General features: G+C 73.2%; 25 protein-coding genes. 12 read left to right on the plus strand and 13 right to left on the minus strand.

Annotated features, from left to right (window positions below):
* Positions 1-84: 84 nt before the first annotated feature.
* Positions 85-2,475: a PQQ-binding-like beta-propeller repeat protein gene (locus ACFC1F_RS32760; protein ID WP_376163807.1), complete on the minus strand. Its 2,391-nt coding sequence runs from the start codon at positions 2,473-2,475 to the stop codon at positions 85-87.
* Positions 2,476-2,903: 428 nt separating this feature from the next.
* Between ACFC1F_RS32760 and ACFC1F_RS32765 the strand changes: the two genes are divergently transcribed.
* Positions 2,904-3,551: a TetR family transcriptional regulator gene (locus tag ACFC1F_RS32765; protein WP_376163809.1), complete on the plus strand. Its 648-nt coding sequence runs from the start codon at positions 2,904-2,906 to the stop codon at positions 3,549-3,551.
* Between the two features lie 326 nt (positions 3,552-3,877).
* On the opposite strand, the gene ACFC1F_RS32770 is transcribed toward ACFC1F_RS32765, so the two are convergent.
* From ACFC1F_RS32770 to ACFC1F_RS32795, 6 genes are all read right to left on the minus strand, one after another.
* Entirely contained in the window at positions 3,878-4,822 is a 945-nt protein-coding gene (locus tag ACFC1F_RS32770; protein WP_209417490.1) for a beta-ketoacyl-ACP synthase III, read from the minus strand.
* A 130-nt stretch (positions 4,823-4,952) separates the two neighbouring features.
* Positions 4,953-6,350 (minus strand): L,D-transpeptidase family protein, encoded by a 1,398-nt coding sequence (locus ACFC1F_RS32775; RefSeq protein WP_376163811.1) that lies wholly within the window; start codon positions 6,348-6,350, stop codon positions 4,953-4,955.
* Positions 6,351-6,500: 150 nt separating this feature from the next.
* Positions 6,501-7,664 (minus strand): aminofutalosine synthase MqnE, encoded by a 1,164-nt coding sequence (gene mqnE, locus ACFC1F_RS32780; RefSeq protein ID WP_209417488.1) that lies wholly within the window; start codon positions 7,662-7,664, stop codon positions 6,501-6,503.
* Between the two features lie 96 nt (positions 7,665-7,760).
* Positions 7,761-8,723, minus strand: coding sequence for a threonine/serine dehydratase (locus ACFC1F_RS32785; RefSeq protein ID WP_376163813.1), 963 nt, complete (start codon positions 8,721-8,723; stop codon positions 7,761-7,763).
* Positions 8,724-8,727: 4 nt separating this feature from the next.
* Positions 8,728-9,189 carry an Lrp/AsnC family transcriptional regulator gene (locus tag ACFC1F_RS32790; RefSeq protein WP_209417486.1) on the minus strand — a complete coding sequence of 154 codons (462 nt, stop codon included), beginning with the start codon at positions 9,187-9,189 and terminating at the stop codon, positions 8,728-8,730.
* A 129-nt stretch (positions 9,190-9,318) separates the two neighbouring features.
* Positions 9,319-9,975 carry a UbiX family flavin prenyltransferase gene (locus ACFC1F_RS32795; protein ID WP_376163815.1) on the minus strand — a complete coding sequence of 219 codons (657 nt, stop codon included), beginning with the start codon at positions 9,973-9,975 and terminating at the stop codon, positions 9,319-9,321.
* 68 nt (positions 9,976-10,043) lie between these two features.
* On the opposite strand from ACFC1F_RS32795, the gene ACFC1F_RS32800 reads away from it, so the two are divergent.
* A complete protein-coding gene (locus ACFC1F_RS32800; protein ID WP_376163817.1) occupies positions 10,044-10,787 on the plus strand; it encodes a cyclase family protein in 744 nt (247 codons plus the stop codon).
* Between the two features lie 76 nt (positions 10,788-10,863).
* Positions 10,864-11,580, plus strand: coding sequence for an MOSC domain-containing protein (locus ACFC1F_RS32805; RefSeq protein ID WP_376163819.1), 717 nt, complete (start codon positions 10,864-10,866; stop codon positions 11,578-11,580).
* A 140-nt stretch (positions 11,581-11,720) separates the two neighbouring features.
* On the opposite strand, the gene ACFC1F_RS32810 is transcribed toward ACFC1F_RS32805, so the two are convergent.
* Positions 11,721-12,095, minus strand: a complete 375-nt coding sequence (locus ACFC1F_RS32810; RefSeq protein ID WP_376163821.1) for a VOC family protein — start codon at positions 12,093-12,095, stop codon at positions 11,721-11,723.
* 91 nt (positions 12,096-12,186) lie between these two features.
* Here ACFC1F_RS32810 and ACFC1F_RS32815 point away from each other — a divergent pair, with 91 nt between their 5' ends.
* Entirely contained in the window at positions 12,187-12,828 is a 642-nt protein-coding gene (locus ACFC1F_RS32815) for a hypothetical protein (RefSeq protein WP_376163822.1), read from the plus strand.
* Between the two features lie 70 nt (positions 12,829-12,898).
* Here the strand turns inward: ACFC1F_RS32815 and ACFC1F_RS32820 are convergent, their stop codons facing one another.
* Complete coding sequence (locus tag ACFC1F_RS32820; RefSeq protein ID WP_376163824.1) at positions 12,899-13,783, minus strand: RimK family alpha-L-glutamate ligase; 885 nt, start codon at positions 13,781-13,783, stop codon at positions 12,899-12,901.
* 170 nt (positions 13,784-13,953) lie between these two features.
* Between ACFC1F_RS32820 and gcvH the strand changes: the two genes are divergently transcribed.
* Positions 13,954-14,349, plus strand: coding sequence for a glycine cleavage system protein GcvH (gene gcvH / locus ACFC1F_RS32825; RefSeq protein WP_209417479.1), 396 nt, complete (start codon positions 13,954-13,956; stop codon positions 14,347-14,349).
* An 86-nt stretch (positions 14,350-14,435) separates the two neighbouring features.
* Positions 14,436-14,927 carry a GNAT family N-acetyltransferase gene (locus tag ACFC1F_RS32830; RefSeq protein WP_376163826.1) on the plus strand — a complete coding sequence of 164 codons (492 nt, stop codon included), beginning with the start codon at positions 14,436-14,438 and terminating at the stop codon, positions 14,925-14,927.
* Positions 14,928-14,933: 6 nt separating this feature from the next.
* Here the strand turns inward: ACFC1F_RS32830 and ACFC1F_RS32835 are convergent, their stop codons facing one another.
* The gene (locus tag ACFC1F_RS32835) at positions 14,934-15,554 is read right to left on the minus strand and encodes a DJ-1/PfpI family protein (protein WP_376163828.1); all 621 of its coding nucleotides are present in this window, start codon (positions 15,552-15,554) and stop codon (positions 14,934-14,936) included.
* 338 nt (positions 15,555-15,892) lie between these two features.
* Between ACFC1F_RS32835 and ACFC1F_RS32840 the strand changes: the two genes are divergently transcribed.
* On the plus strand, positions 15,893-16,351 hold the full coding sequence (locus ACFC1F_RS32840) for a DUF5959 family protein (protein WP_376163830.1): 459 nt from the start codon (positions 15,893-15,895) through the stop codon (positions 16,349-16,351).
* Between the two features lie 49 nt (positions 16,352-16,400).
* Positions 16,401-16,805 carry a tRNA (N6-threonylcarbamoyladenosine(37)-N6)-methyltransferase TrmO gene (gene tsaA, locus ACFC1F_RS32845; RefSeq protein WP_376163832.1) on the plus strand — a complete coding sequence of 135 codons (405 nt, stop codon included), beginning with the start codon at positions 16,401-16,403 and terminating at the stop codon, positions 16,803-16,805.
* 38 nt (positions 16,806-16,843) lie between these two features.
* On the opposite strand, the gene ACFC1F_RS32850 is transcribed toward tsaA, so the two are convergent.
* Complete coding sequence (locus ACFC1F_RS32850) at positions 16,844-17,407, minus strand: diadenosine tetraphosphate hydrolase (protein ID WP_376163834.1); 564 nt, start codon at positions 17,405-17,407, stop codon at positions 16,844-16,846.
* A gap of 89 nt (positions 17,408-17,496) precedes the next feature.
* Between ACFC1F_RS32850 and cpt the strand changes: the two genes are divergently transcribed.
* From cpt to ACFC1F_RS32865, 3 genes are all read left to right on the plus strand, one after another.
* On the plus strand, positions 17,497-18,111 hold the full coding sequence (gene cpt / locus ACFC1F_RS32855; protein ID WP_376163836.1) for a chloramphenicol phosphotransferase CPT: 615 nt from the start codon (positions 17,497-17,499) through the stop codon (positions 18,109-18,111).
* A gap of 200 nt (positions 18,112-18,311) precedes the next feature.
* Complete coding sequence (locus tag ACFC1F_RS32860; protein ID WP_376163838.1) at positions 18,312-18,950, plus strand: DUF998 domain-containing protein; 639 nt, start codon at positions 18,312-18,314, stop codon at positions 18,948-18,950.
* A gap of 51 nt (positions 18,951-19,001) precedes the next feature.
* Complete coding sequence (locus ACFC1F_RS32865) at positions 19,002-19,214, plus strand: DUF4287 domain-containing protein (protein ID WP_376163840.1); 213 nt, start codon at positions 19,002-19,004, stop codon at positions 19,212-19,214.
* 7 nt (positions 19,215-19,221) lie between these two features.
* On the opposite strand, the gene mqnP is transcribed toward ACFC1F_RS32865, so the two are convergent.
* A complete protein-coding gene (gene mqnP / locus ACFC1F_RS32870; RefSeq protein WP_209417471.1) occupies positions 19,222-20,127 on the minus strand; it encodes a menaquinone biosynthesis prenyltransferase MqnP in 906 nt (301 codons plus the stop codon).
* A 70-nt stretch (positions 20,128-20,197) separates the two neighbouring features.
* Positions 20,198-21,655: a menaquinone biosynthesis decarboxylase gene (locus ACFC1F_RS32875; RefSeq protein ID WP_148644282.1), complete on the minus strand. Its 1,458-nt coding sequence runs from the start codon at positions 21,653-21,655 to the stop codon at positions 20,198-20,200.
* Positions 21,656-21,767: 112 nt separating this feature from the next.
* On the opposite strand from ACFC1F_RS32875, the gene ACFC1F_RS32880 reads away from it, so the two are divergent.
* A complete protein-coding gene (locus tag ACFC1F_RS32880; RefSeq protein WP_209417470.1) occupies positions 21,768-22,172 on the plus strand; it encodes a PLD nuclease N-terminal domain-containing protein in 405 nt (134 codons plus the stop codon).
* Positions 22,173-22,678: the final 506 nt, after the last annotated feature.

Consider the following 22,678-nt stretch of genomic DNA (forward strand, 5'->3'; position numbering starts at 1 on the left):
GCCGTCGGTCGGCCCCGCCCCTGCCGCACTCCCGTCCTGCCGCCCCGCGGCGGCCGCACCCCCGCCGGCGCGAGGGCACCGCCGTCAGTGCGAGGGCACCGCCGTGCCGTAGTAGGCGTCCAGCGCGTAGACGCAGCGGTCCTTGCTGCCGACGAAGACCTTCCCGCCGACCGCCACCGGCGAGCCGGTGAGCTCGCCCTTGGTGCCGAGCTCCCAGCGCAGCTGACCGCTCGCCAGGTCCAGGGTGTGCAGCGACTGGTCCCGGCTGCCCAGGTGGACCAGGCCGTCCGCGACGGCCGGGGAGCCGACGATCTCGCCGCGCGCGGTGTACCGCCAGCGCTCCCGGCCGCCGGCCGACTCGAAGGCGTACAGCACCTCGCCGCTGCCGACCAGCACCATGCCGTCGCTGACCACCACCGGCTCGGCCCCCTGCCGGCTGCCGGTGACGCCGCGCCAGCGGTCCCGGCCGGTGGCCGCGTCCAGCGCGTACACGTTGCCGAGGTAGTCGACGACGTACACCGCGTCCGCGTCCAGCGCGGGCGGGGTGAAGAGCACCACGGGCGCGTCGAAGCGCCAGCGCTCCGCGCCGCTCGCGGCGTCCAGCGCGTACACCCGGGTACCGGCCGTCACGTACAGCACTCCGGCGCGCTCGACCGGGCGGGACGGCACGTCCTCGCCGACCGGGAACGACCAGCGCAGGCCCGCACCGCGCGGGTCGACGCAGCGCAGCCGCCCGCCGCCGTAGTAGTAGGCGGCGCCGCCGACCAGGGACGGGCCGGACTGCGGGTTCTCGTAGTCCTGCTGGGCGTCGTCGGCGCGCCACAGCTCCGCGCCGCCGGCCGCCGAGCGCAGCTGCACCCCGCCGCCCCGGACGCCGCAGCAGAGCACGCCGTCGGCGGCGTCCAGCGAGTAGACCCAGCCGTCCAGCGAGCTGCGCCAGCGCTCGGTGCCGTCCGCGACGTCCACCGTGTAGAGGTGCGGGCCGTCGGCGGCGTGCACCCGGCCGGCGTCGACGGCGAGCGCCCAGGCGACGTCCCGGGTCTTGTAGCGGCGCTGGCCCGAGGCGATGTCGAGGGCGTGCACCTCGAAGCTGGAGACGAACAGGGTGCCGTCGGCGACCACCGGGGTGCCCCAGACGTCGTTGGACATCCGGAACCGCCAGGGGCGCCAGCGGGCGGCCCGCACCGGCGGCGGGGTGGCCCGGCGGACCCAGTCGGTCTCGGCGGGCGCGGTGCCCGGCCCGGCCTGCTCGGCCCGCGGGCCCGGGCCTATCCGCACCGAGGCGCCCGGCAGCCGCACCTCGGAGCCGCTCTCCCCGGCGACGGGGGCGCGGTGGCGGCGCGGGGCGGCGAGCTTCTCGGTGGCGGCCTCGGTGTCCGGACCCGGGAGCGCCGGGTTGGCGTGCACCGGCCCGGTGTGCGGGGCGTGGTGGCCGACCGGGTGCCGGGTGCGCGGGTCGTCCCGGACGGGACGCTGCAGCGGCACCGGCTGCTGCTGCTGCGCCACCGGCTGCGGGGGCGCGGGGGCGACCGGTGCAGGGGTGACCGGCGCGGGGGCGACCGGCGCCGGAGCCGGCAGGGGCTGACGGCGGCCGCGCTTGCGCTCGATCAACTCCAGCGCGTTGGGCGGCAGCCAGTCCCCCGCCTCGCCGGACGCGTCGTCCCGGGAGAAGAGGTGCGGGGCCAACTCGGCCTGGATCTGTGCCGGGGTCGGCCGGTGCTCGGGGGACGGCCGCATGCAGGCGCGGACCAGGTCCACCAGCTCGGCCGGGAGGCCGGAGAGGTCGGGCTGGTCGCGCAGCAGCTGGAACACCGTCTCGACCGGGTTGGCGCCCCGGTACGGCGGGTGGCCGGTGGCGCAGAAGACCAGCAGCGAGCCGAGCGAGAAGACGTCGCTGGCGCCGGAGACGCTGCGGCTGTCGCGGGCCTGCTCGGGCGACATGTACGCCGGGGTGCCGACCGCGACGTTGGTCATCGTGAGCCGGGTGCTGGAGACCCCGGCGGCGATGCCGAAGTCGATCACCCGCGGGCCGTCCTCGACCACCAGCACGTTGGAGGGCTTGAGGTCACGGTGCACCAGCCCGGCGGCGTGGATCGACTGCAGCGCCTCGGCGATGCCCGCCACCAGCCAGCGCACCGCCCCCGCCGGCAGCGGCCCGCACTCGGTGACCAGGTCCTCCAGGGACGGCGCCGGGACGTACGCGGTGGCCAGCCAGGGGACCCTGGCGTCGGCGTCCGCGTCCACCACGGCCGCGGTGTAGAACCCGCCGACCGTCTTGGCGGCCGCGATCTCCCGGGCGAAGCGGACCCGGAACAGCTCGTCCTCGGCCAGCTCCCCCCGGACGGTCTTGATGGCCACTCGCCGGCCGGAGGCGGAGCGCGCCAGGTAGACCAGGCCCATCCCGCCCGCCCCGAGCCGCCCCAGCACCTCGAAGGGCCCGATCCGCCTCGGATCGTGCGCCGTCAGCTGGTCCACTCCGCTGCCACCTCCCCGTTTTCCGCACCCGCCGCGGGGTGCCGGACCCGATTCTCCAATGCCGCCCTGCCCATCTCCAACCTCCCCCGCCCAGAGCCCCGCCGGGGGCGGGCGGCGGTCACCGTCCGGCCAGTGCCGCAGGAACGGCCGGATTCTGACGTCAGCTCCGGCGGCCGCTTGCGCGCGACCTCTCCCGGCCCCCTCCGCACCCCGGCCCGAACCCCGCCCGCCTTCGTCACGCTCTGTCACCCGATAACCCCTCAGCGGAGGGGGCGTCACGCTGTGAGGTCAAAAGCACACGGGGGGGCTTGACCGGAACACGGTGAATATCCGTCCGTACTGGTTCACACCCCTATACCAAACCCCCGGGCGGAGTAATTGTCACATCACCGAATCGCGCCAAGATCGAGCCACGGTAAGCTGACGGCATGACAGGACAAGTTCGCACCGTCGACGGTCGCGTCGCCGGGCGACGCGGACAGGAGACGCGGCAGAAGCTGCTCGACTGCCTCCGCGAGATGCTCAGCACGTCGCCCTATCGGGACGTCAAGGTCATCGACGTCGCCCGTATGGCGGGTACCTCCCCCGCGACCTTCTATCAGTACTTCCCGGATGTCGAGGGCGCTGTCCTCGAAATCGCCGAGGAAATGGCCAAGGACTCCGACAGCCTCAAAGAGCTGGTGGCCGGAAAGTCCTGGGCAGGGAAGTCCGGCACGACCACTTCGGAAGAACTGGTCGACGGATTCCTCGCCTTCTGGCGCAAGAACGACGCCATTCTCCGAGTGGTCACGCTCGGTGCCGCCGAAGGGGACAAGCGGTTCTTCAAGATCCGCATGACGGTCCTCAACGCGGTCGCCAAGCCGCTCACGGAAGCCGTCAAGGAACTACAGGCGAAGGGCCAGGCCGACAAGTCGCTCGACCCGGCCGCCGTCGCCGGCTCTCTGGTCTCGCTGCTCGCCTCGGCGGCCGAGCACCAGAAGGCCTTCACCTCCTGGGGCGTCAAGGTCAAGGACCTGAAGCCCAACCTCGCTCCCCTGGTGTACCTGGGTGTCACCGGCAAGAAGCCGCCCAAGTAGACCGATCCGCCAACCCACCCATCCGCTCCGCGCGCACCCCGGCCTCCTGTCCGGGGAACGACGGACGGCGGCCGTGTCCTCGGGGGAGGTCCGCCGGCGGTCCGTAGCGCGCCAGACATGCCGGTGGGCGGGCACCCCCGCAAGGGTGCCCGCCCACCGGCATCGTGTTTTCCGGGCCGCCCGGGCGCCGGGCGGCGCTCAGGCGGCCGCCAGGACCGGCCCAGGAGCCACTGAGGGCCCGCTCGGGGCCTCGGGGGCCCGGCCGGGACCGAGGGCCCGCTCAGGGCCCCGCAGGCCGCTCAGGTCGCTCAGGTCGCTCAGGTCGCTCAGGGGCAGCGGACGACCTGCCCGGCGTACGCCAGGCCACCGCCGAAGCCGAACAGCAGCACCGGGTCGCCCGGCGACAGCTCGCCGCGCTCGACCAGCTTGGAGAAGGCCAGCGGGATGGACGCGGCCGAGGTGTTGCCGGACTCCACGACGTCCCGGGCGACCACCGCATCGGGGGCGCCCAGCTTGCGTGCGATCGCGTCGATGATCCGCAGGTTGGCCTGGTGCGGCACGAAGCCCTTGAGCTCCGACGGGTCGATCCCGGCCTTCTCGCAGGCCTGGCGGGCGAGCGGCGCGATCTGGGTGGTGGCCCAGCGGAACACCGACTGGCCCTGCTGGCTGATCACCGGATCCCAGCCGGTGATCACCACGGCGTCGCTCTTCTCCGGCTCCGAACCCCAGACCACCGGTCCGATGCCCGGCTCGGCGCCGTCCTCCTGGGCCTCCACCACCGCGGCGCCGGCGCCGTCGCCGAAGATCACACAGGTGGTCCGGTCGGTCCAGTCGAGGGTGTCCGACATCCGCTCGGCGCCGATCACCAGGGCGGTCCGGGCCGCACCGGCCCGGATCGCGTGGTCCGCGGTGGCCAGCGCGTACGAGAAGCCGGAGCAGACCGTGTTGATGTCGTAGGCGGCGGGCGCCTTCACACCGAGGCGCGCGGCGACGGCCGCGGCCGTGTTGGGGCTGCGCTCGATCGCGGTGCAGGTGGCGACCACGACCAGGTCGATGTCGGCCGCCGTCCGGCCGCTCCGTGCCAGCGCCTTCTGGGCGGCCTCGGTGGCGAGGTCCACCAGGGTCTCGCCCTCGGCGATGTGGCGGGTCCGGATCCCCACCCGACTGCGGATCCACTCGTCGTCGGTGTCGACCAGCACCGCCAGGTCGTCGTTGGTGAGGACCTTCGGGGGCTGGTAGTGGCCGAGTGCCACAATGCGCGAACCGCTCATACAGCCACTCAACCCGGTTACCCGCTGGTCTGCGGGGCGTGACCGGCTACAGGATCCGCGTCCGGAAGCTGTAGGAGACCGACAAGGGCCGTTGCGGCGCCTGGGCCCACCACCACGGCGGACACGACGATCAGGCGGCGAGCGAGGCCGCGTCGCCCATCACGATGACCGGGTGGGCGGCCGGATCGAGGGTGCGGATCAGCTGGGCCATCTTGTCCTCGGGGATGGAGACGCAGCCGTGGGTGGGGCCGTCGTGGTCGACGTGGATCCATATGCCGCCGCCCTTCTTCGACCCCATGGGACGGCGCGTGTCGAGCGGCGAGTTGCCGGGGACGCGGTTGTAGTTGATCGCGATCACGTAGTCGAAGGAGCCCGCCAGCTGGTCACCGAAGAAGCCCGTCCCGGAGACCACGAAGCTCGGGTCCTTGTCGTACGGGAGCTTGCCGCCCGGGTCGGCCTTGCGGCCGCCGGCGTCGGTGAGCGAGAAGACGCCTATCGGACTGCGCAGGTCGCCCTCGTTGTGGTCGGTGGTCCAGCCGTTGTTGCCGTTGTGGCCCTGCCAGGTCTCGCCGGCCAGCCAGCGGCCCTCGGGGGTGCGGGTCCAGAGCGTGACGTTGTTCTTGTTGGCGTTCTTGTCCTGGCCGGAGGCGAGCACCACCTGGGTGGTCTCGGCGGGTATCCGGGCCGTGAAGGCGGCACCGAGACCCGGTATCGCGGCCACCGAACCGTCCGGGCGGGCCTCGCCGCGGGCCGCGGCGGGCGCCTCGGTCTGGCGGTCGCCGACGGCCTGGGCGGCGGCGGGGGCGACCGCACCGGCGGGCGGGGACGGCTGGTCCGGACTGGAGACGCCCTCCGGACCGGGGCCGTCGGCGGTGGTCAGGCCGGGCTTGGCGGAGTCCTGGCCCACGGTGTACCAGCCGGCGGCGGCCGCGAGCAGCAGCGCGGTGCCGGCGGTCACGGCCTTGCCGGTGGTGCGCTTCTTCTTGGGCTTGCGGCGGTCGCGGCGGGCGGCCGCCCTACCGCCGACCGGGGCCGGCTCCGCGGGCGCCGCGGTCGAGGCCGCGACCACCGGCCCGGGGGCGAACCCGGGGTCCGGGGCGGGCGCGGGGGCCGGGACCGGCGCGGGCTCCTGGTAGTACTCCTGCACCGGCTCGGCGGGGTACGACTGGAAGGGCTGGTCGTAGGCGTCATGGGCGTCGTAGCCGCCGTGGGTGCCGTAGCCCTCGTAGACCCGGCCCTCGTCGTAGGCCCGGCCGTCCCCGTAGGCCTGGCGCTCGCCGTACACCTGGCCGGGCTGGACCTGCTGCTCGTACGCCTGGTTCCCGTACGCGTAGGACTCCTGGTCCCCGTACGCGTAGGACGGCTGGATCCCGTCCGTCCCGTAGGGCTGCGGCGTGCCGTGATCCGGGTACGACGGCTGCTCGTAGACCCCGTAGGACTGCTGCGGCACCTCGTACCCCTGCTGGTACGCCGGGTCGTGCACCGGCTCGTACGGCGGGTACGTGGTGGCGCGATGGGAACCGGACATGCGGCCGATCCTGCCAAACCTACGGCCCGTTGGGAAACCCGAGGCCTGTGCGGGGCCGGTGAAGACTCCTCCGCACCGGGCGGAGGGGACCGCTTCCCGGGCCGTGGCGGGCGGCCCGGGAGGCGGGGAAAGCCGCTGGTCGGCGGCGGGTCAGAGGCGCATCGCCTGCGGGGTCTCCCGGCGCGTCAGGTCCGGGCCGTCGTACTCGCGGATGACCTCGTAGCGGGTGTTGCGCTCCACCGGGCGGAAGCCGGCGTCCCGGATCAGGCCCAGCAGGTCGTCCCGGCCGAGCTTGTTCGGGGTGCCGAAGTTGTCCGCGTCGTGGGTGATCTTGTACTCGACCACCGAGCCGTCCATGTCGTCCGCGCCGTGGCTGAGCGCCAGCTGCGCGGTGGTGACGCCGTGCATCACCCAGAAGACCTTGACGTGCGGGACGTTGTCGAAGAGCAGCCGGGAGACCGCGAAGGTCTTCAGCGCCTCCGCGCCGGTGGCCATCTCCGTGCGGGCCATCAGCTTGTTGCGCACGACGCCGTCCTTGGAGTCGTGGAAGTCGTGCTGGTAGCGCAGCGGGATGAAGACCTGGAAGCCGCCGGTCTCGTCCTGGAGCTCGCGCAGCCGGAGCACGTGGTCGACGCGGTGGCGCGGCTCCTCGATGTGGCCGTAGAGCATCGTCGACGGCGTCTTGAGGCCCTTGGAGTGCGCCAGGCGGTGGATCCGCGACCAGTCCTCCCAGTGGGTGTCGTGGTCGACGATGTGCTGGCGGACCTCCCAGTCGAAGATCTCGGCGCCGCCGCCGGTCAGCGACTCCAGGCCGGCGTCGATCAGCTCGTCCAGGATCTCGTCGGCCGGCAGGCCGCTGATCTTCTCGAACCAGTGGATCTCGGTGGCCGTGAACGCCTTCAGCGAGACGTTCGGCAGCGCCGCCTTCAGCTCCCGCAGCGAGCGCGGGTAGTAGCGCCACGGCAGGGTGGGGTGCAGGCCGTTGACGATGTGCAGCTCGGTGAGGGAGTCCACCTCCATCGCCTTGGCGAGGCGGACGGCCTCCTCGATGCGCATCGTGTACGCGTCCTTCTCGCCCGGCTTGCGCTGGAACGAGCAGTAGGCGCAGGACGCGTTGCACACGTTGGTCATGTTGAGGTGGCGGTTCACGTTGAAGTGGACGACGTCGCCGTTCTTCTGCGTCCGCACGTGGTGGGCCAGGCCGCCCAGCCAGGCCAGGTCGTCGCTCTCGTAGAGCGCGATCCCGTCCTCGCGGGTCAGCCGCTCACCCGCGTAGACCTTCGCCTCCAGCTCGCGCTTGAGCCCTGCGTCCATGCGGTGCCCCGCCTCCTCCGACTTCGAATCGTTGCCGGAACGAGCGTACGCCTATGCCCCCCACCGGGCTGGCCTCGGCCCGCCCCCCGGGGCGCGTCAGCGGGCGAGCAGCTCCGCGAGCAGCGTCGGTTCGATGTTGCCGCCGCTCACCACGGCGGCCACCACCTGGCCGCCGGTCTCCGCGGCGCGGTGGAAGTAGGCGGCCGGGGCGACCGCTCCCGAGGGCTCGGCGACCAGCCGGCCGCGGCGGGCCAGCAGGGCCACGGTGGCGCGGATCTCGTCCTCGGTGACGGTGACGATGTCGTCCACGTAGGCGGTGAGGTGCTCGAAGGGCAGCTCGCCGACCGAGGGGGTGCGCAGCCCGTCCGCGATGGTCCGGTAGGTGTCGGCGACCGGCCAGGAGAGCCGCTCGCCGGCCCGCAGACTGGCCTGCGCGTCGGCGGCCAGCTCGGGCTCGACGCCGACCACCCGTACGCCCGGGCGGGTGAGCTTGAGCGCGGCCGCCGTCCCGGAGATCAGCCCGCCGCCGCTGACCGGCACCAGGACGGTGTCCAGCCCCGCGGGGGCGTCCTCGGCGATCTCCAGGCCCACCGTGCCCTGGCCCGCGATGATGAACGGGTCGTCGTACGGCGGCACCCAGACGTAGCCGTGCCGCTCGGCCAGCTCGGCCGGCAGCGTGTCGCGCTCCTGCGGCTCGACCAGGACCACCTCGGCGCCGAACGCGCGGGTGGCGTCGACCTTGACCGCCGGGGAGGTGTCCGGCATCACGATCACGGCCTTGATGCCGAGCAGCCCGGCCGCGTACGCCACGGCCTGCGCGTGGTTGCCGCTGGACTGGGCGACCACGCCCCGGGCGCGCTCCTGCGCGGTGAGCGCGGCGAGCCGGTTGTAGGCGCCGCGCGTCTTGAAGGCCCCGGTCGGCTGGAGGTTCTCCGGCTTGAGCCAGAGCCGGCGCTCGCCGTCGGCCGCCCAGGGGGCGGGGACCAACGGGGTCCGTACCGCCACGCCGGCGATCCGCTGCCGGGCCGCGCGCAGCTCCTCCAGACCGACCAGTGCCATCGTGTTACTCCCCTTCGGCCAGAGGGAGTTCGCTCACCCGGTTCTCCCACTTCGTGGAGAGTACGACGGTCGTGCGGGTTCGGGCCACGCCTTTCGTCCCGGAGATCCGCTTGACCACCGATTCCAGCCCCTCCACGTCGGAGACCCGGACCTTGAGCATGTACGAGTCGTCACCGGCGATGAACCAGCAGTCCTCGACCTCGCCGAGGTCCTTCAGCCGGTGCGCCACGTCCTCGTGGTCGGCCGCGTCGGTCAGCTGAAGACCGATCAGCGCCGTGACCCCGAAGCCGAGCGAGGCCGGGTTGACCGTCGCCCGGTAACCGGTGATGACGCCGGCCTGCTCCAGGCGGTTGATCCGGTCCGTGACGCTGGGCCCGGAGAGGCCCACCAGCCGGCCCAACTCGGCGTAGGACGCACGGCCGTTCTCCCGCAGCGCCTGGATGAGCTGTCTGTCCACCGTGTCCATATACCGTCCGCGTCCTTCCGAACCTCACCAGACCCACAGATCATTATCCGGATTCAAAGGCGCCATGCGCGGAACAACCCGGGTATCGCAGAGAACATACTCTCCCGCCCGGGGGCTCCCCACTCCCCCTCACTCCGGCTGCGCGGTGTGGCGCGCGGCCGCGCCCAACTCGCCCTCCCAGCGGCGGTACAGCGCGTGCGGTACGCCGACCGCGTCCAGGACCCGTCCGGCCACGAAGTCGACCAGCTCACGGACGGTGGAGCCGCCGGCGTAGAAACCGGGCGAAGCGGGGAGCACGACGGCGCCCTGCGCGTCCAGCTCCACCAGGTGCTTCAGCGTCACCCCGTTGAGCGGCGCCTCGCGGACGCAGACCACGAGCGGGCGGCGCTCCTTGAGGGTGACGCTGGCGACCCGCTGGAGCAGGTCCTTGCTCAGGCCCAGCGCGATCCCGGCCACCGCCCCGGTGGTCGCCGGCACCACGAGCATGCCCCTGGCCGGGTAGGAACCGCTGGACGGGCCGGCCGCGAAGTCGCCGGCCGGCCAGTAGCGGACGTCGTCGAGGTCCCCTTCCGGCATGCCGAGCCAGGCGGCGAGGTCGGTGCGCCAGTGCCCGTCGCGGAAGGAGATGCCGGTCTCGTCGAGGATGGTGAGCCGCGCGGCCCGGCTGACGATCAGGTCCACCGGCTCCCCGGCGGCGAGCAGCGCCCGGATCACGGAGGCGGCGTACGGCGTACCGGACGCGCCCGAGACCCCGACCACCCACGGCTGACGCTTGTCTGTTCCCATGACCCCCTTTCTATACGGAGGCCCCCGCGACGGCCCCATCCGCCGTCACCCCTGGGAGGATGGGCGCCATGGCAGCGACCCTCGTCGACCTCACCCATCAGGTGACCACCGCGATGCCGGTCTACCCCGGCGACCCGGCCGTCGTCCTGGAGCCCGCCCTCACCACCGCCACCGCCGGGGTGAACGTGCTGGCCCTGCACCTCGGCTCGCAGTCCGGCACCCATGTGGACGCGCCGTACCACGTGGACGTCACCTGGCCCACCCTGGACGGACTGCCGCTGGAGCGGTTCGCCGGGCCGGCGGTCGTCGCCGACCTGCGCGGGCTGGAGCCGCGTGCGGAGGTGACGCCGGAGCTGCTCGCCCCGGCGCTGGAGCGGGTCTCGGAGGGCACCGTCCTGCTGCTGGCGACCGGCTGGGCCCGGCACTGGGGCACCGACGCGTACTTCGCCCACCCCGGCCTGACCACCGGGGCGGCCGAGGCGATCGTCGCGGCCGGGGTGCGGACGGTCGGCGTGGACGCGCTCAGCGTCGACCCCACCCCCGATCCGGGCCCGGGCGACCCGGCGGTGGCCGCGCTGCTGGCCGACCTGACCGACGAACACGACCAGCCGACCGCCGCGGAGCCCACCCTGGCCGCGCACCGGGTGCTGCTCGGTGCGCCCGGTGGCGGCGTCATCGCCGAGAACCTGACCGACCTGCGGGCGCTGATCGCGGCCCAGGAGGCCGGGCGGCCGGTGGAGGTGTCGCTGTTCCCGCTGCGGCTGGCCGCGGCGGACGGCGCGCCGGTGCGGGCGGTCGCCCGGCTGGGGTGAGCGGGGCCGGACGGCCCGCCCCTCGCTGACACTTGGTCTAGACCATCCCCGCCGGGCGCCGCTACGATTTCCCGCCATGGCAGAGATCATCGGAGTGATCGAGCAGCTCTGGCGCTACCCCGTGAAGTCCACCGGCGGCGAGCGGCTCGACTCCGTCGACGTGGACGAGCGCGGCCTGGCCGGCGACCGTCTCTACGCCGTACGCGACGGCGCGGGCAGGTTCGGCTCCGGCAAGAACACCCGGCGCTTCCGCCGGATGGACGGCCTGCTCCGCCTCTCCTCCCGGCTCGGCCACCGGCTCGACGCCCCCGAGCTGTTCGACCCGCTCGGCCGGCCGGTGGCCGACCCCACCGCCTTCCTGCGCGCCTACCTCCAGCGCCCGGACGTCGCGCTCGCCCGCGAGGACGCCGTCTCCCACTTCGACCAGCTCCCGGTCAGCGTGCTCACCACCGCCAGCCTGGACTGGGTGCGCGAGGCCGCGCCGTCCGCCGTCGTGGACGTGCGCCGGTTCCGCCCCAACATCCTGCTGCGCACCCCGCCCGGCACCCCGCCGTTCGTCGAGGACACCTGGTTCGGGCGGGAGGCCCGCGGCAGCGCCCGCGGCGGCGCCCGGCTGGCCTTCGCCCGGTCCAGCGAGCGGTGCGCGATGACCACCGCCGCCCAGCCCGGCCTCCCGCACGCACCCGAGATCCTCAAGGCCCTCGCCCAGGCACACGACAACCGCCTCGACGCCCTCGCCGAGATCGCGACTCCCGGGCGCCTGAACGTCGGTGACGCCCTGTCACTGGACTGAGCGTGCGCGGGCCCATACCCCGCCGGAAGGCCGCCGGGCCCGTCGGCGGCCACTTCGACCCGGGCCGGCGGGCGGGATCCCCCGCCGACCTCCCTCCGTCAGATCGCCTTTCCCTCGGGCGACTTGACCAGGCCCGCCGGTCAGCGGGCCCTGAGCAGGCAGAACGGGTGGCCGGCCGGGTCGGCGTAGACCCGCCAGCCGGCGGCGTCGGAGGGCAGTCGGGTGGCGCCGAGCGCGAGGACCTCGTGCTCGGCGCCGTCGAGGTCCTCCACCTCGATGTCCAGGTGCATCTGCTGCGGGTGCGCCGGGTCGGGCCACTGCGGCGGCCGGTGGTCGGCGACGCGCTGGAAGCAGAGGACCAGGCCGCCGTCGGTGTGCAGGGTGGACCACGCCTCGCCGAGCCCCCACCGCGGGTCGGGCCGGTCCACCTCCCCGCCGAGCAGGGCCTCGTAGAAGCGGGCCAGCACGGCCGGCTCCGGGCAGTCGAGGACGATGCACTGAAGGCTGCCGATCACGGTGATCCTCCCGGGATTGTGGATTGGCGGCCATTCTCACCCGTCGGGCTCCGGCTTTACAGCACCTTCGCGTGACCGGGAGCATGATCGGATGATCACGGGAGCAGGATCGCTGGAGGAGCGGGTGGCGCGGCTGCGCCGGGAGCGCGGGCTGCTCACCCCCGCGGAGCTGATGGACCTCGCCGACCAGGGCGTCGTCGTCCTCGACCCGTTCTCGGTCATCGTCTCGCGGCGGGTCCGGCTGCACCCGGAGAACGTGCTCTACCCCGGCGTGGTCATCGAGTGCGACGAGCGGAGCGGCTGCCTGGTCAGGCGGGGGAACGTCCTGCACGGCGGCACCCTGATCACCGCCACCGGCGGCGGGACCATCGTGATCGGCGCCAGGTCGGAGATCGGCGAGGGCGGCGCCCGGATCAGGGCGGCCGGCACCGACACCATCGACATCGGCGACGGGACCCGGCTCACCGGCGGCGCCGAGGTGACCGGCACCAGCCGGATCGGCTCCGGCGCCCAGGTGCTCGGGCAGGTCTCCGCCCGCTCCGTCACCCTGGCCGCCGGACACCCGTACACCTACCCGGACCCGGACGGCCGCGGCGCCGTCCTCAAGGGCTTCGGCCGGGCCCTGGGCATCCGGCTCGGGGTGGGCGAAGTGGTCAACGGCAGCGGCGACTTCCGCGACGCGCCGGTCGAGCGGCAGCGGGTCTACCACCCGGAGGCGCCGCGCCTCGGCTGAGGGCGGCGGAGCCACCCGCGGGACGCCTCGGGACCGCCCGGCCGTCCGGCGGCCCGCCGGTGACCGGGGCTCAGCGGCCGGTCGCCGCCCGGGCCGCCACGGCCGCGACGAGGCGCTCCGGGCCCTGCGGGTCGTACCCGAGGAACAGGTTCGGCTCGATGAGCTCCAGCTCCATCACCACGGGCTCCCTGGCGCCGTCCAGCGCCAGGTCCACCCGGGCGTAGAGCAGTCCTTCGGCGGACGGCGCCGCCGCCAGGGCCGCCCGGGCGGTCCGGAGCTCGGCCCCGGTCGGCTGATGGGCGACGAGGTCCGGGTGCGGCGTCCGGAGGTTGTCGATCACGCCGGGCTCGGTCAGCACCGGCCCCTTGCGGATCGCGTGGCTGAAGTCGCCGTCGACGAAGACCAGCGCCCGCTCGCCCTCCGCGACCAGCGGCAGGTACGGCTGGACGACGACGGCGCGCCCCTGGTCCAGCAGCATCCGGGCGTGGCGGGCGGCGTCCGCGGCCCGGCCGGGCAGGTAGCGCGCGGTGTCCCGGGCACCCGCGGAGACCGCGGGCTTGACCACCACGCCGTCCGGGTGGTCGAGGTCCCCCTGCTCGAAAGGGCCGCCGGGTTCGAGGATCCGCGTCGGCGCGACCGGGATCCCGCGCCCGGCGAGTTCCAGCAGGTAGCGCTTGTCGCTGTTCCAGCGCACCACCGGGGCCGGGTTCCACAGCCGGGTCGCGCGGGCCGTCGTGTCGGCCCAGGCCAGGAACTCGCCCAGCCGCTCCGAGTAGTCCCAGGCCGACCGGACGACCGCCAGGTCGAACCGCTCCCACCCCGGCGCCTCGGCGTCCCAGGCCACCGGCTCGGCCGCCAGGCCGGCCGCCCGCAGCGCGTCGACGAGCAGCGGGAGGTCCGGGTCGAGGTCCGCGTAGGCGCGGCAGGTGACGACGGCGATCCTGGCAGTACCCACTCGACTCTCCTGTTTCCCTGTCCGACGGTGCCCAGTGTAGGGACGGCCGTGACGGCCACGGGGCTCACACGTCCGGGTGACCATCCCGGCCGAAGGCGGACTTCTGCGGCAGGCTCCCCCTCGCGGCTGACACGGCGTCAGACCGACCGGACGAACCGACGGAGACCTCCATGGCGAACATCCCGACCGACCGCAGGTACACCAAGGACCACGAGTGGCTGCTGCCCCGGGGCGGCAAGGTGCTGGTGGGCATCTCGGACCACGCCCAGAAACAGCTCGGGGACATCGTCTTCGTGGAACTGCCGAAGAAGGGCGACAAGTTCGACACCAACCAGCCGTTCGGCAGCGTCGAGTCGGTGAAGTCGGTGAGCGAGGTCTACGCACCGCTGGCCGGCACGGTCAGCGCCGTGAACGAGACCCTCGACGACTCGCCCGAACAGGTCAACGACGACCCGTACGGCGACGGCTGGATGGTCGAGTTCACTCCGGCCGATCCCGCCGCCCTGGACGCGCTGCTCTCCGCCGACGAGTACGCCGACTACATCGAGGAAGGGACCGACGGATAGCGGCCGCCCCGGAGCGGGCCGGCCGGTCGCAGGCGGCTTCCGGCCGCCCCGGCCGGGCCGGCCACCGGGCGCCTATGCTGGCCGGCATGATCCCGATACGGCTGGAGCGACTGCGTCCGGACCACGCGGAGGCCCTGCTGTCGTTCGAACGGCAGAACCGGGCCTACTTCGCCAGGTCGGTTCCGGACCGCGGGGACGCCTACTTCGAGCACTTCTCCGACCGGCACCGTGCCCTGCTCGCCGAACAGGACGCCGGGGCCTGCCACTTCCACCTCGTCATGGGCGACGACGGCGCCCTGCTGGGCCGGGTGAACCTGGTGGACGCCGAACGCGGCGAGGCCGAACTGGGCTACCGGATCGGCGAACAGGCCGCCGGCCGGGGCGTGGCGACGGCCGCGGTGCTGGAGGTCTGCCGGCTGGCGGCGGTCCGGTACGGGCTCTCCGCGCTCACCGCCGTCGCCACCCTCGACAACCCGGCGTCGACGGCCGTGCTCCGCCGTACCGGCTTCACCCCCGTCGGGGAGCTCGTCATCGACGGACGCCCGGGCGTCAGGTACCGGCGCGGCACGACCGGCTGAGCGGGTTCAGCCCAGCGCCCGGGCGCGCGCCACCACCTCGGGCGACGCCTTGGCCACCGAGCCGCTGTCGAAGGGCGGTTGGGGGTCGTACTCGGTGTAGAGCTGGATGGCCTCGGCCGTGAGGTCGTCGGTGAGCAGGGCGGCGAGCCCCAGGGCCAGGTCGATCCCGGCGGAGACGCCGGCCGACGTGACGATCCGGTCGTGCCGGACGACGCGCTCGGCGATGTAGGTGGCGCCGTAGCCCTCCAGGTCGGCGACCGCCTCCCAGTGGGTGGTGGCGGTGCACCCCTTCAGCAGCCCGACCGCCCCGAGCACCAGCGCACCGGTACAGACCGAGGTGGTGAAGCGGGTGGTCCCGTGCACCCGCCGCACCCAGTCGAGGAAGTCCGCGTCACCGGTCAGCGGCCGTACCCCCACGCCGCCCGGGACGAGCAGCACGTCACAGGCCTCGACCTCCGAGTACCGGGCGGCCACGTCGACCCGCAGCGCGCCGAGCACGTCGGTGACCCGCCCCGGTTCGGGCGCGACGAAGCGGACCCGGGCGCCCGGCACATGCCCCAGGATCTCGTACGGGCCGATCGCGTCGAGCGGCTCGAAGCGGTCGAAGAGCGGGATCACGATGTCCATGTCCGCGAGCGTAGGCACGAGTTGCGCGACTCGCCCAGGAAGTTCACGAGATCGGGTGGCCGCCCACGCCCCCGGGAATACGGGCTCCTCGGCGCGGCCCCGGCGGCCGGCGGGGGAAGGACCGCGGAACGGGCCGTCCGGCGGCGGCACGGTGGAACAGCGCACGCGGGCGCTACGCTGAATCCGCATCCGAAGCTGGTTCTCCTGGCGCCGGACTCCACGGTGTTACGCACCACCGGGACCGCTCCTCCGCCGGTGCCGCGGACCGCGACACGGCCATGACGCAGCGCGGCAGTCGGCGTTCCGAACAGTCAACTCCTCGCCCAAGGAGGCGGATCGTGACCACCAACGATCCGGTGGACCTCGTCCGCCTCGCCGACGACGAGAACGCCGTCGTCGTCCGCGTGACCGGGCCGACGACCGTCAACGGCCCCTTCTGGGACGGCTGCTTCGAGGCCGACATCACGGTGACCAGCGGGTTCGCCAACGGCCGGCTCACCGAGGTCTGCCTGCTGCCGGAGGACCTGGACGACTGGGAGGCGGCCCTCGACCACCTTTCCGCGGGCCAGGAGGTCGAGTGGATGGACGACGGCCGCAACCCGGAGATCCGGATCGCCCCCCAGGGGCCCTACGGCACCCCGCACGGGCCGCTCGACGCGATCGAGGTGACGGTGCGGGACGCGGCGGCGTCGCTCACCTCGGCCACCGTGCTGGTTCGCCTGCCCGACGGCTGGATCGACGCCCAGCGACGGCAACTCGCCCGGGTCCGCACCGCCTGGCCGTGGGAACCGCGCTGACGGACACGGCCAGGACCACCCCCACCCACCCGGAAAGGACCGAGGACTCGTGACCGCATACACCCTGCGCCCGGTCGGGCACGTCGAATCGACGCTGACCGATCGGGCGACCGCGCCCCGGCAGCCCGACGAAGGGGCCCCCGACGCCTGGCTCGTCTTCGACGACCGGTACGCCCCGGCCCTGGAGGGCCTGACCCCGGGCACCGACGTCCTGCTGCTCACCTGGCTCGACCGGGCCGACCGCCGGACGCTCACCGTCCGCCCCCGGGGCGATGCCGGCCGCCCTCTCACCGGCGTCTTCGCCACCCGCGCGCCCGACCGCCCCAACCCGATCGGCCTGCACACCGTCCGTCTCCTCGCCGTCGTCGGCACGCGCGTGCACGTCCGGAACCTCGAAGCCCTCGCCGGAACCCCGATCCTGGACGTCAAACCGCTCCTCACCCCGGACCGCTGAGAGTCGCGACGGCCCGGGCCCGGCGGACCGGCCGTGGACTACGCCGGCCCGGCCTCCGCCGCGGACGGCCGGCCCAGGGCGTCGAGTTCGGCGGCGACCGCGGCGCGGATCGCGTCGTGCTGCGGCCCGAGGGCGTACTGCTCGTCGCTCCAGCGGTCCGCCGGGTAGAGCCAGACCGGCTTCTGCACCAGGTGCTCCGGCTCCCAGTCGAAGCGGGGCCAGACGTGGGCGTGCAGGTAGGTGTCCCTGTTGCCGAGGATCTCCAGGTTCACCCGCCGGAACGCCGGATCGGCGGCGCGGCAGGCGCGTTCGACCGCCTCACCGAGCCGGTCCATGTCCGCGAGGTACCCGAGCCGGCGCGCGCGGGGAAGGTCGGAGAGCCGCTCGACGCCCGGTTCGTCCGTGAGCAGGATCGAGTACCCGGGGAGGAACTGCACGTCCCCGATCACGGCGAACCCGGTGTCGAGGCGGCGCAGGACGGTGGGGTTCCCGCCGCGCAGGGCGCTGCCGATCCGGTCCGAACGGAAGCCGGCGGTGGCGGCGTTGTCAGCAGTTTCGGAGGCGTCGGCGTTGTCGGCGGTTTCGGAGGCGTCGGCGGTCATGCGCCGATGCTACGGCCGGAGGCGGGGCGGCAGGGCGGGCCCGCGAAAACCGCGTGGAACGCCGTGGCCTCCGGCCCTACGGTGATCCGATGACGACTCAGGTGATCGTGCTGAACGGCGGGTCCAGCTCCGGCAAGTCCGGCATCGTCCGGTGTCTCCAGGCGGTGCTGCCGGACCCGTGGCTCGCCGCGGCGATCGACTCGCTGATCGAGATGATGCCGGCCTCCATGCAGGCCTCGGACCTCGGGATCGAGATCGCCGCCGACGGCGCCGTGGCCGTCGGGTCGACGTTCCGGGAGCTGGAGGCCGCCTGGATGGCGGGGGTCGCCGCGATGGCCCGGGCAGGCGCCCGGATCATCGTCGACGACGTCTTCCTCGGCGGAGCGGAGTCCCAGGAGCGCTGGCGGGACGTCCTCGACGGACTGGACGTGCTGTGGGTCGGCGTCAGGTGCGAGAGCGTGGTGGCCGCGGGCCGGGAGATCGCCCGCGGGGACCGGGCCCCGGGCATGGCCGCACAGCAGGCACCGATCGTCCACCGGGGCGTGGTCTACGACCTGGAGGTGGACACCACGCACACCGAGTCCCTGGACTGCGCGCGGACCATCGCCGCGCGGGTCGCCGCCGACGGGACCGACGCCCGGACCAGGTGGTGCGACGGGACCACCCCGGTCACCGGCGCCCGGCTCGACAGGCACCTCCGCTAGCGCGGACGCTCCCGACGGCCCCGCCGAGCCCGCCGAGCCCGCCGAGCCCGCCGGGGCGGGGCTCGCGCGTACCGTCGTCCGCTCCGGCGGGGCCCGTACGGTGCGGCGGCCGGCTGCCTCGTCGCCCGCCACGCCACGGTGTGACCGGGCTCACACTCGCCGCACCGATGAGTTCCGCCTCCGCCCCCGGTCCTACCCGCATGACGAACACGCTCGCCGCAGCCCCGCTCGCCGCCCCCGCCACCCGGACCCTGCTCCTCGCCGGCGCCGCGGCCGGACCGCTCTTCCTCGCCGTCGGCATCGCCCAGGGCCTCACCCGCGAGGGCTTCGACTTCTCCCGGAACGCCATCAGCCAGCTCGCCCTGGGGGACGCCGGCTGGATCCAGACCGCGAACTTCCTGCTCGCCGGCGTCCTGCTGACCGCCGGCGCCGTCGGCTTCCGGCAGGCCCTGCGGAACACCCCCGGCGGCACCTGGGCGCCGCGCCTGGTCGCGGTGTTCGGCGCGAGCTTCCTGCTCAGCGCGGCGTTCGAGGCCGACCCCGGGGCCGGGTTCCCGGTCGGGGCGCCCGAGGGCCGGGTGACCGGGCTGAGCGCCCACGGCACCGTCCACATGATCGGCGGCTCGGTCGGCTACCTCGCGCTCTGCGCCGCGTTCCTCGTCCTGGCCCGCCACTTCGCGGCCGCCGGCCGGCGCGGCTGGGCGCTCGCCTCCCGCCTGATGCCCGTGGGCGTGCTCGCCGGCTTCGCCGGCTCCGGCGTCACCGTGTCGGCCTTCACCGCCGGCGCCGCGCTCGGGCTCGGCTGGCTGAGCGCTACCGCAGCCCGGCTGACTGCGTAACAATCACCCACGACAAGATCGAAATGACGGACCGACAGGAGACCCACCACCATGAGCACCGACGCCCCCAAGGGCCCCGCCAGCTACTTCCCCTCCATCGAGAAGAAGTACGGGCAGCCGATCTCGTACTGGACGGAGCTGATCCGTTCCTCCCCGCTGGCCAAGCACATGGAGCTGGTCGCGTGGCTGAAGGCCGAGCACGGTCTCGGGCACGGGCACGCGAACGCCCTCGTCAAGCACACGCTCGACGAGGGCGCCAAGTAGGAGGGGATCAGATCCCCAGGCCGCGCACGATCAGGTCCACCAGGGCGAAGAAGAACAGCGAGATCCCGACGAACCCGTTCGTCTGGAAGAACGCCCGGTTCAGCCGCGACAGGTCGCCCGGCTTCACGATGGTGTGCTCGTACACGAAGGCGCCGGCCACCACCGCCAGCCCGATCCAGAACGCGGCCCCGGCCCCGGTCAGCACGGCGTACCAGCCGAGCAGCAGCGTGGTCAGCACGTGGCAGACGCGCGCGCCCCACACCGCGGCCGGGACGCCGAACCGGGCCGGCACGGAGCGCACGCCGTCCGCCCGGTCCGAGGCGACGTCCTGGCAGGCGTAGATCAGGTCGAACCCGCCGATCCAGATGCCCACGGCCGCGCCCAGCACCACCGCGTCCCAGGACCACGAGCCCGTGACCGCCAGCCACGCGCCCACCGGGCCCATCGCCTGGGCGAGGCCCAGGATCGCCTGCGGGAAGTCGGTGAACCGCTTGCCGTACGGGTAGACCACCATCGGCACGACGGCGACGGGCGCGAGCGCCAGGCAGAGCGGGTTCAGCAGCGCGGCCGCCCCCAGGAAGACCACCAGCGCGATCGCGGAGCCGGTGTACGCGGTCTTCACCGACACGGCGCCGGTGACCAGTTCACGGCCGGCGGTGCGCGGGTTCCGGGCGTCGATCTCGCGGTCGATGATCCGGTTGGCGGCCATCGCGAAGGTGCGCAGGCCGACCATGCAGACGGTGACGATGAACAGCTCGCCCCAGTGCACCCGCTCGTCGGCGAGGAACATGGCCGTCAGCGCGGCGATGTAGGCGAAGGGCAGCGCGAAGACCGAGTGCTCGATCATCACCAGCCGTAGGAAGGCCTTGACCTTGCCGGGCGGGACGTCGGGGAGTGCGGCGGCCGTGCTCATGCGCCCACCTCGCTCCGCCCGGCAGGGGCATCCGCCCGGCGCCCTTCGACGGGGCGCCCGCTGCGCTCGCTCACAGCCCGTACTCCTTCCAGCGGCGGTCCACCAGCGCGGCCGTGGCCGGGTCGGAGGAGACCATCTCGGGCCAGCCACCGTCCCGGGTGTACCCCTCCTCGGGCAGCTTGCGGGTCGCGTCGATGCCTGCCTTGCCGCCCCAGAACTGCTGGTAGGAGGCGTGGTCGAGGTGGTCCACCGGGCCTTCGACCACGGTGAGGTCCCGGCTGTAGTCGACGTTGCCGAAGGCGCGCCAGGCGACTTCCTGGTAGTCGTGCACGTCGCAGTCGGAGTCCACCACGATGATCAGCTTGGTCAGCGACATCATGTGGGCGCCCCAGATGGCGTGCATCGTCTTCTGGGCGTGCTTGGGGTACTTCTTGTCGATCGAGACGATCACGCAGTTGTGGAAGCCGCCGGCCTCGGGCAGGTCGTAGTCGACGATGTCCGGGATGATGATCTTCAGCAGCGGCAGGAAGAACCGCTCGGTGAACTTGCCCAGCGGGCCGTCCTCCGTCGGCGGGCGGCCCACCACGATGGACTGCAGGATCGGGCGCCGGCGCATCGTGACGCAGTCGATCTTCAGTGCCGGGAACGGCTCCTGCGGCGTGTAGAAGCCGGTGTGGTCGCCGAAGGGGCCTTCGGGCAGCATCTCGCCGGGCTCCAGCCAGCCCTCCAGCACGACCTCGGCGTCGGCCGGGACCTGGAGCGGGACGGTCTTGCAGTCGACCATCTTGACCCGCTCCCCCGCGACGAAGCCCGCGAACAGGTACTCGTCGATGTCGCCGGGCAGCGGCGCGGTGGCGGCGTAGGTGACGGCGGGCGGGCAGCCGAAGGCGATCGCGACGGGCAGCCGCTCCCCCCTCCTGGCGGCGACCGCGTAGTGGTTGCGGCTGTCCTTGTGGATCTGCCAGTGCATGCCGATGGTGCGCCGGTCGTGCCGCTGGAGGCGGTAGAGGCCCAGGTTGCGGATGCCGGTGTCCGGGTCCTTGGTGTGGGTCAGGCCCAGGTTGAAGAAGGAGCCGCCGTCGAGCGGCCAGGTGAAGAGGGCGGGCAGGTCGTCGAGGTTGACGTCGTCGCCGGTGAGCACGACCTCCTGGACGGCGGCCTCACCCGGCTTCACCTTCTTCGGCGGCACGTGGGCCATCGAGGCGAGCTTGCCGAAGGCGTCCCGGAAGCCGGTGAAGCCGTGCGGCAGCTCGGGCTTCAGCAGGCCGGCGATCTTCTCGGAGATGTCGTCCGGACCCTTGAGGCCGAGGGCCTTGGCGAGCCGGCGCTCGGTGCCGAAGACGTTCATCGCCAGCGGCATCGACGAGCCCTTGACGTTCTCGAACAGCAGGGCCGGGCCCTTGGCCTTCTGGACCCGGTCGACGATCTCGCCGATCTCCAGATGGGGGTCCACCTCGGCCTTGATGCGCTTGAGGTCGCCCTCCCGGTCGAGGGCCCGCAGGAAGGAGCGGAGATCGTCGTATGCCATGCCAGTCAGTATCCGCCACCCGATAGCCTGGCTCGGTCAAGGGCCCCCCGTGAAGCCGCCGCCGCTCCGGGGACGCCCGCCACCACCGCCGTCGCCGGGGGAGATCGCCGCCGTGCTGAGGATCCTGACCTTCGTCCTTCCACTCGCCCTCTGGGTCTGGGCGTTCATCGACTGCCTGACCACGCCCGAGGAGGAGGTGAAGCACCTGCCCAAGGTGATCTGGGTGATCATCGTGCTGCTCTTCCCGCTGGTCGGCTCGATCGCCTGGCTGGTGGCCGGCAAGCAGCGCGGTGCCCTCCGGACCGGCGGGTCGGGCCGCACCTCGGGCTACCCGGAGTACGAGCGCCCGCGCGGCGGCCGGCCGCTCGCACCGGACGACGACCCGGAGTTCCTGGCCTCGTTGAAGAAGGACAACAAGCAGCACGAGGACATGCTCAAGCAGTGGGAGGCGGATCTGCGCCGCCGCGAGGAGGAGCTGCGGGGCAAGGACGAGCCCGGGGACGGTCACAAGCACTGACGAAGTCCCTCGGACAGCCCACCCGGGAGCATCCGGGTGGGCTTCGGCGTTTTTGGCGTATCCCTACGACTGATCGGCCGCCCGACCCGCTCCGGGCGGTGCTTCGCGCCCCGCCGGAGCCTGCCCGAAGTGACTCCGGAGGCGCTCCCTCCGCGCCCGGGTGCGCCCATCCTGACCTGCAGGTTTCCTCATGCTCAGATCATCCGGGGGCCACCCGGCGGACAGCTCCGGGTAATCGAACGAACACCGTACGCATATGCCAGTCGGGGCTGGTTTCTGTACAGGCCTGACATCTAAACGGACGCGACCTTGTACAGAATCGACGCCGAAACCAGCGCGGGGCCCCTCGTACAGTCATAAGTGAAGAAGTGATTCGCAGCCGGGGGCAACGCAGACGTTGGCTGTCGGACAGTTCCCTCACCCTTGGAGTGGTTCGAGATGACGGTTGTGCATGAGGCGCCGGTCGGCGACGAGATCCCCGAGATCCCGGCCGACGCCCACGGGCG

This window comes from Kitasatospora sp. NPDC056181, assembly GCF_042266225.1.
Classification (GTDB): Bacteria; Actinomycetota; Actinomycetes; order Streptomycetales; family Streptomycetaceae; genus Kitasatospora.

Bases quoted from the DNA above. Each gene is read 5' to 3' on its own strand.
- ACFC1F_RS32830 (WP_376163826.1), top strand. From the start codon at position 14,436: ATGATCCCGATACGGCTGGAGCGACTGCGTCCGGACCACGCGGAGGCC.
- ACFC1F_RS32865 (WP_376163840.1), top strand. From the start codon at position 19,002: ATGAGCACCGACGCCCCCAAGGGCCCCGCCAGCTACTTCCCCTCCATC.
- ACFC1F_RS32875 (WP_148644282.1), bottom strand. From the start codon at position 21,655: ATGGCATACGACGATCTCCGCTCCTTCCTGCGGGCCCTCGACCGGGAG.
- ACFC1F_RS32795 (WP_376163815.1), bottom strand. From the start codon at position 9,975: ATGGGAACAGACAAGCGTCAGCCGTGGGTGGTCGGGGTCTCGGGCGCG.
- ACFC1F_RS32860 (WP_376163838.1), top strand. From the start codon at position 18,312: ATGACGAACACGCTCGCCGCAGCCCCGCTCGCCGCCCCCGCCACCCGG.
- ACFC1F_RS32815 (WP_376163822.1), top strand. From the start codon at position 12,187: ATGATCACGGGAGCAGGATCGCTGGAGGAGCGGGTGGCGCGGCTGCGC.
- ACFC1F_RS32800 (WP_376163817.1), top strand. From the start codon at position 10,044: ATGGCAGCGACCCTCGTCGACCTCACCCATCAGGTGACCACCGCGATG.
- ACFC1F_RS32765 (WP_376163809.1), top strand. From the start codon at position 2,904: ATGACAGGACAAGTTCGCACCGTCGACGGTCGCGTCGCCGGGCGACGC.
- ACFC1F_RS32835 (WP_376163828.1), bottom strand. From the start codon at position 15,554: ATGGACATCGTGATCCCGCTCTTCGACCGCTTCGAGCCGCTCGACGCG.
- ACFC1F_RS32770 (WP_209417490.1), bottom strand. From the start codon at position 4,822: ATGAGCGGTTCGCGCATTGTGGCACTCGGCCACTACCAGCCCCCGAAG.
- ACFC1F_RS32775 (WP_376163811.1), bottom strand. From the start codon at position 6,350: ATGTCCGGTTCCCATCGCGCCACCACGTACCCGCCGTACGAGCCGGTG.
- ACFC1F_RS32785 (WP_376163813.1), bottom strand. From the start codon at position 8,723: ATGGCACTGGTCGGTCTGGAGGAGCTGCGCGCGGCCCGGCAGCGGATC.
- ACFC1F_RS32805 (WP_376163819.1), top strand. From the start codon at position 10,864: ATGGCAGAGATCATCGGAGTGATCGAGCAGCTCTGGCGCTACCCCGTG.
- mqnP (WP_209417471.1), bottom strand. From the start codon at position 20,127: ATGAGCACGGCCGCCGCACTCCCCGACGTCCCGCCCGGCAAGGTCAAG.
- mqnE (WP_209417488.1), bottom strand. From the start codon at position 7,664: ATGGACGCAGGGCTCAAGCGCGAGCTGGAGGCGAAGGTCTACGCGGGT.
- ACFC1F_RS32850 (WP_376163834.1), bottom strand. From the start codon at position 17,407: ATGACCGCCGACGCCTCCGAAACCGCCGACAACGCCGACGCCTCCGAA.
- ACFC1F_RS32790 (WP_209417486.1), bottom strand. From the start codon at position 9,189: ATGGACACGGTGGACAGACAGCTCATCCAGGCGCTGCGGGAGAACGGC.
- gcvH (WP_209417479.1), top strand. From the start codon at position 13,954: ATGGCGAACATCCCGACCGACCGCAGGTACACCAAGGACCACGAGTGG.
- cpt (WP_376163836.1), top strand. From the start codon at position 17,497: ATGACGACTCAGGTGATCGTGCTGAACGGCGGGTCCAGCTCCGGCAAG.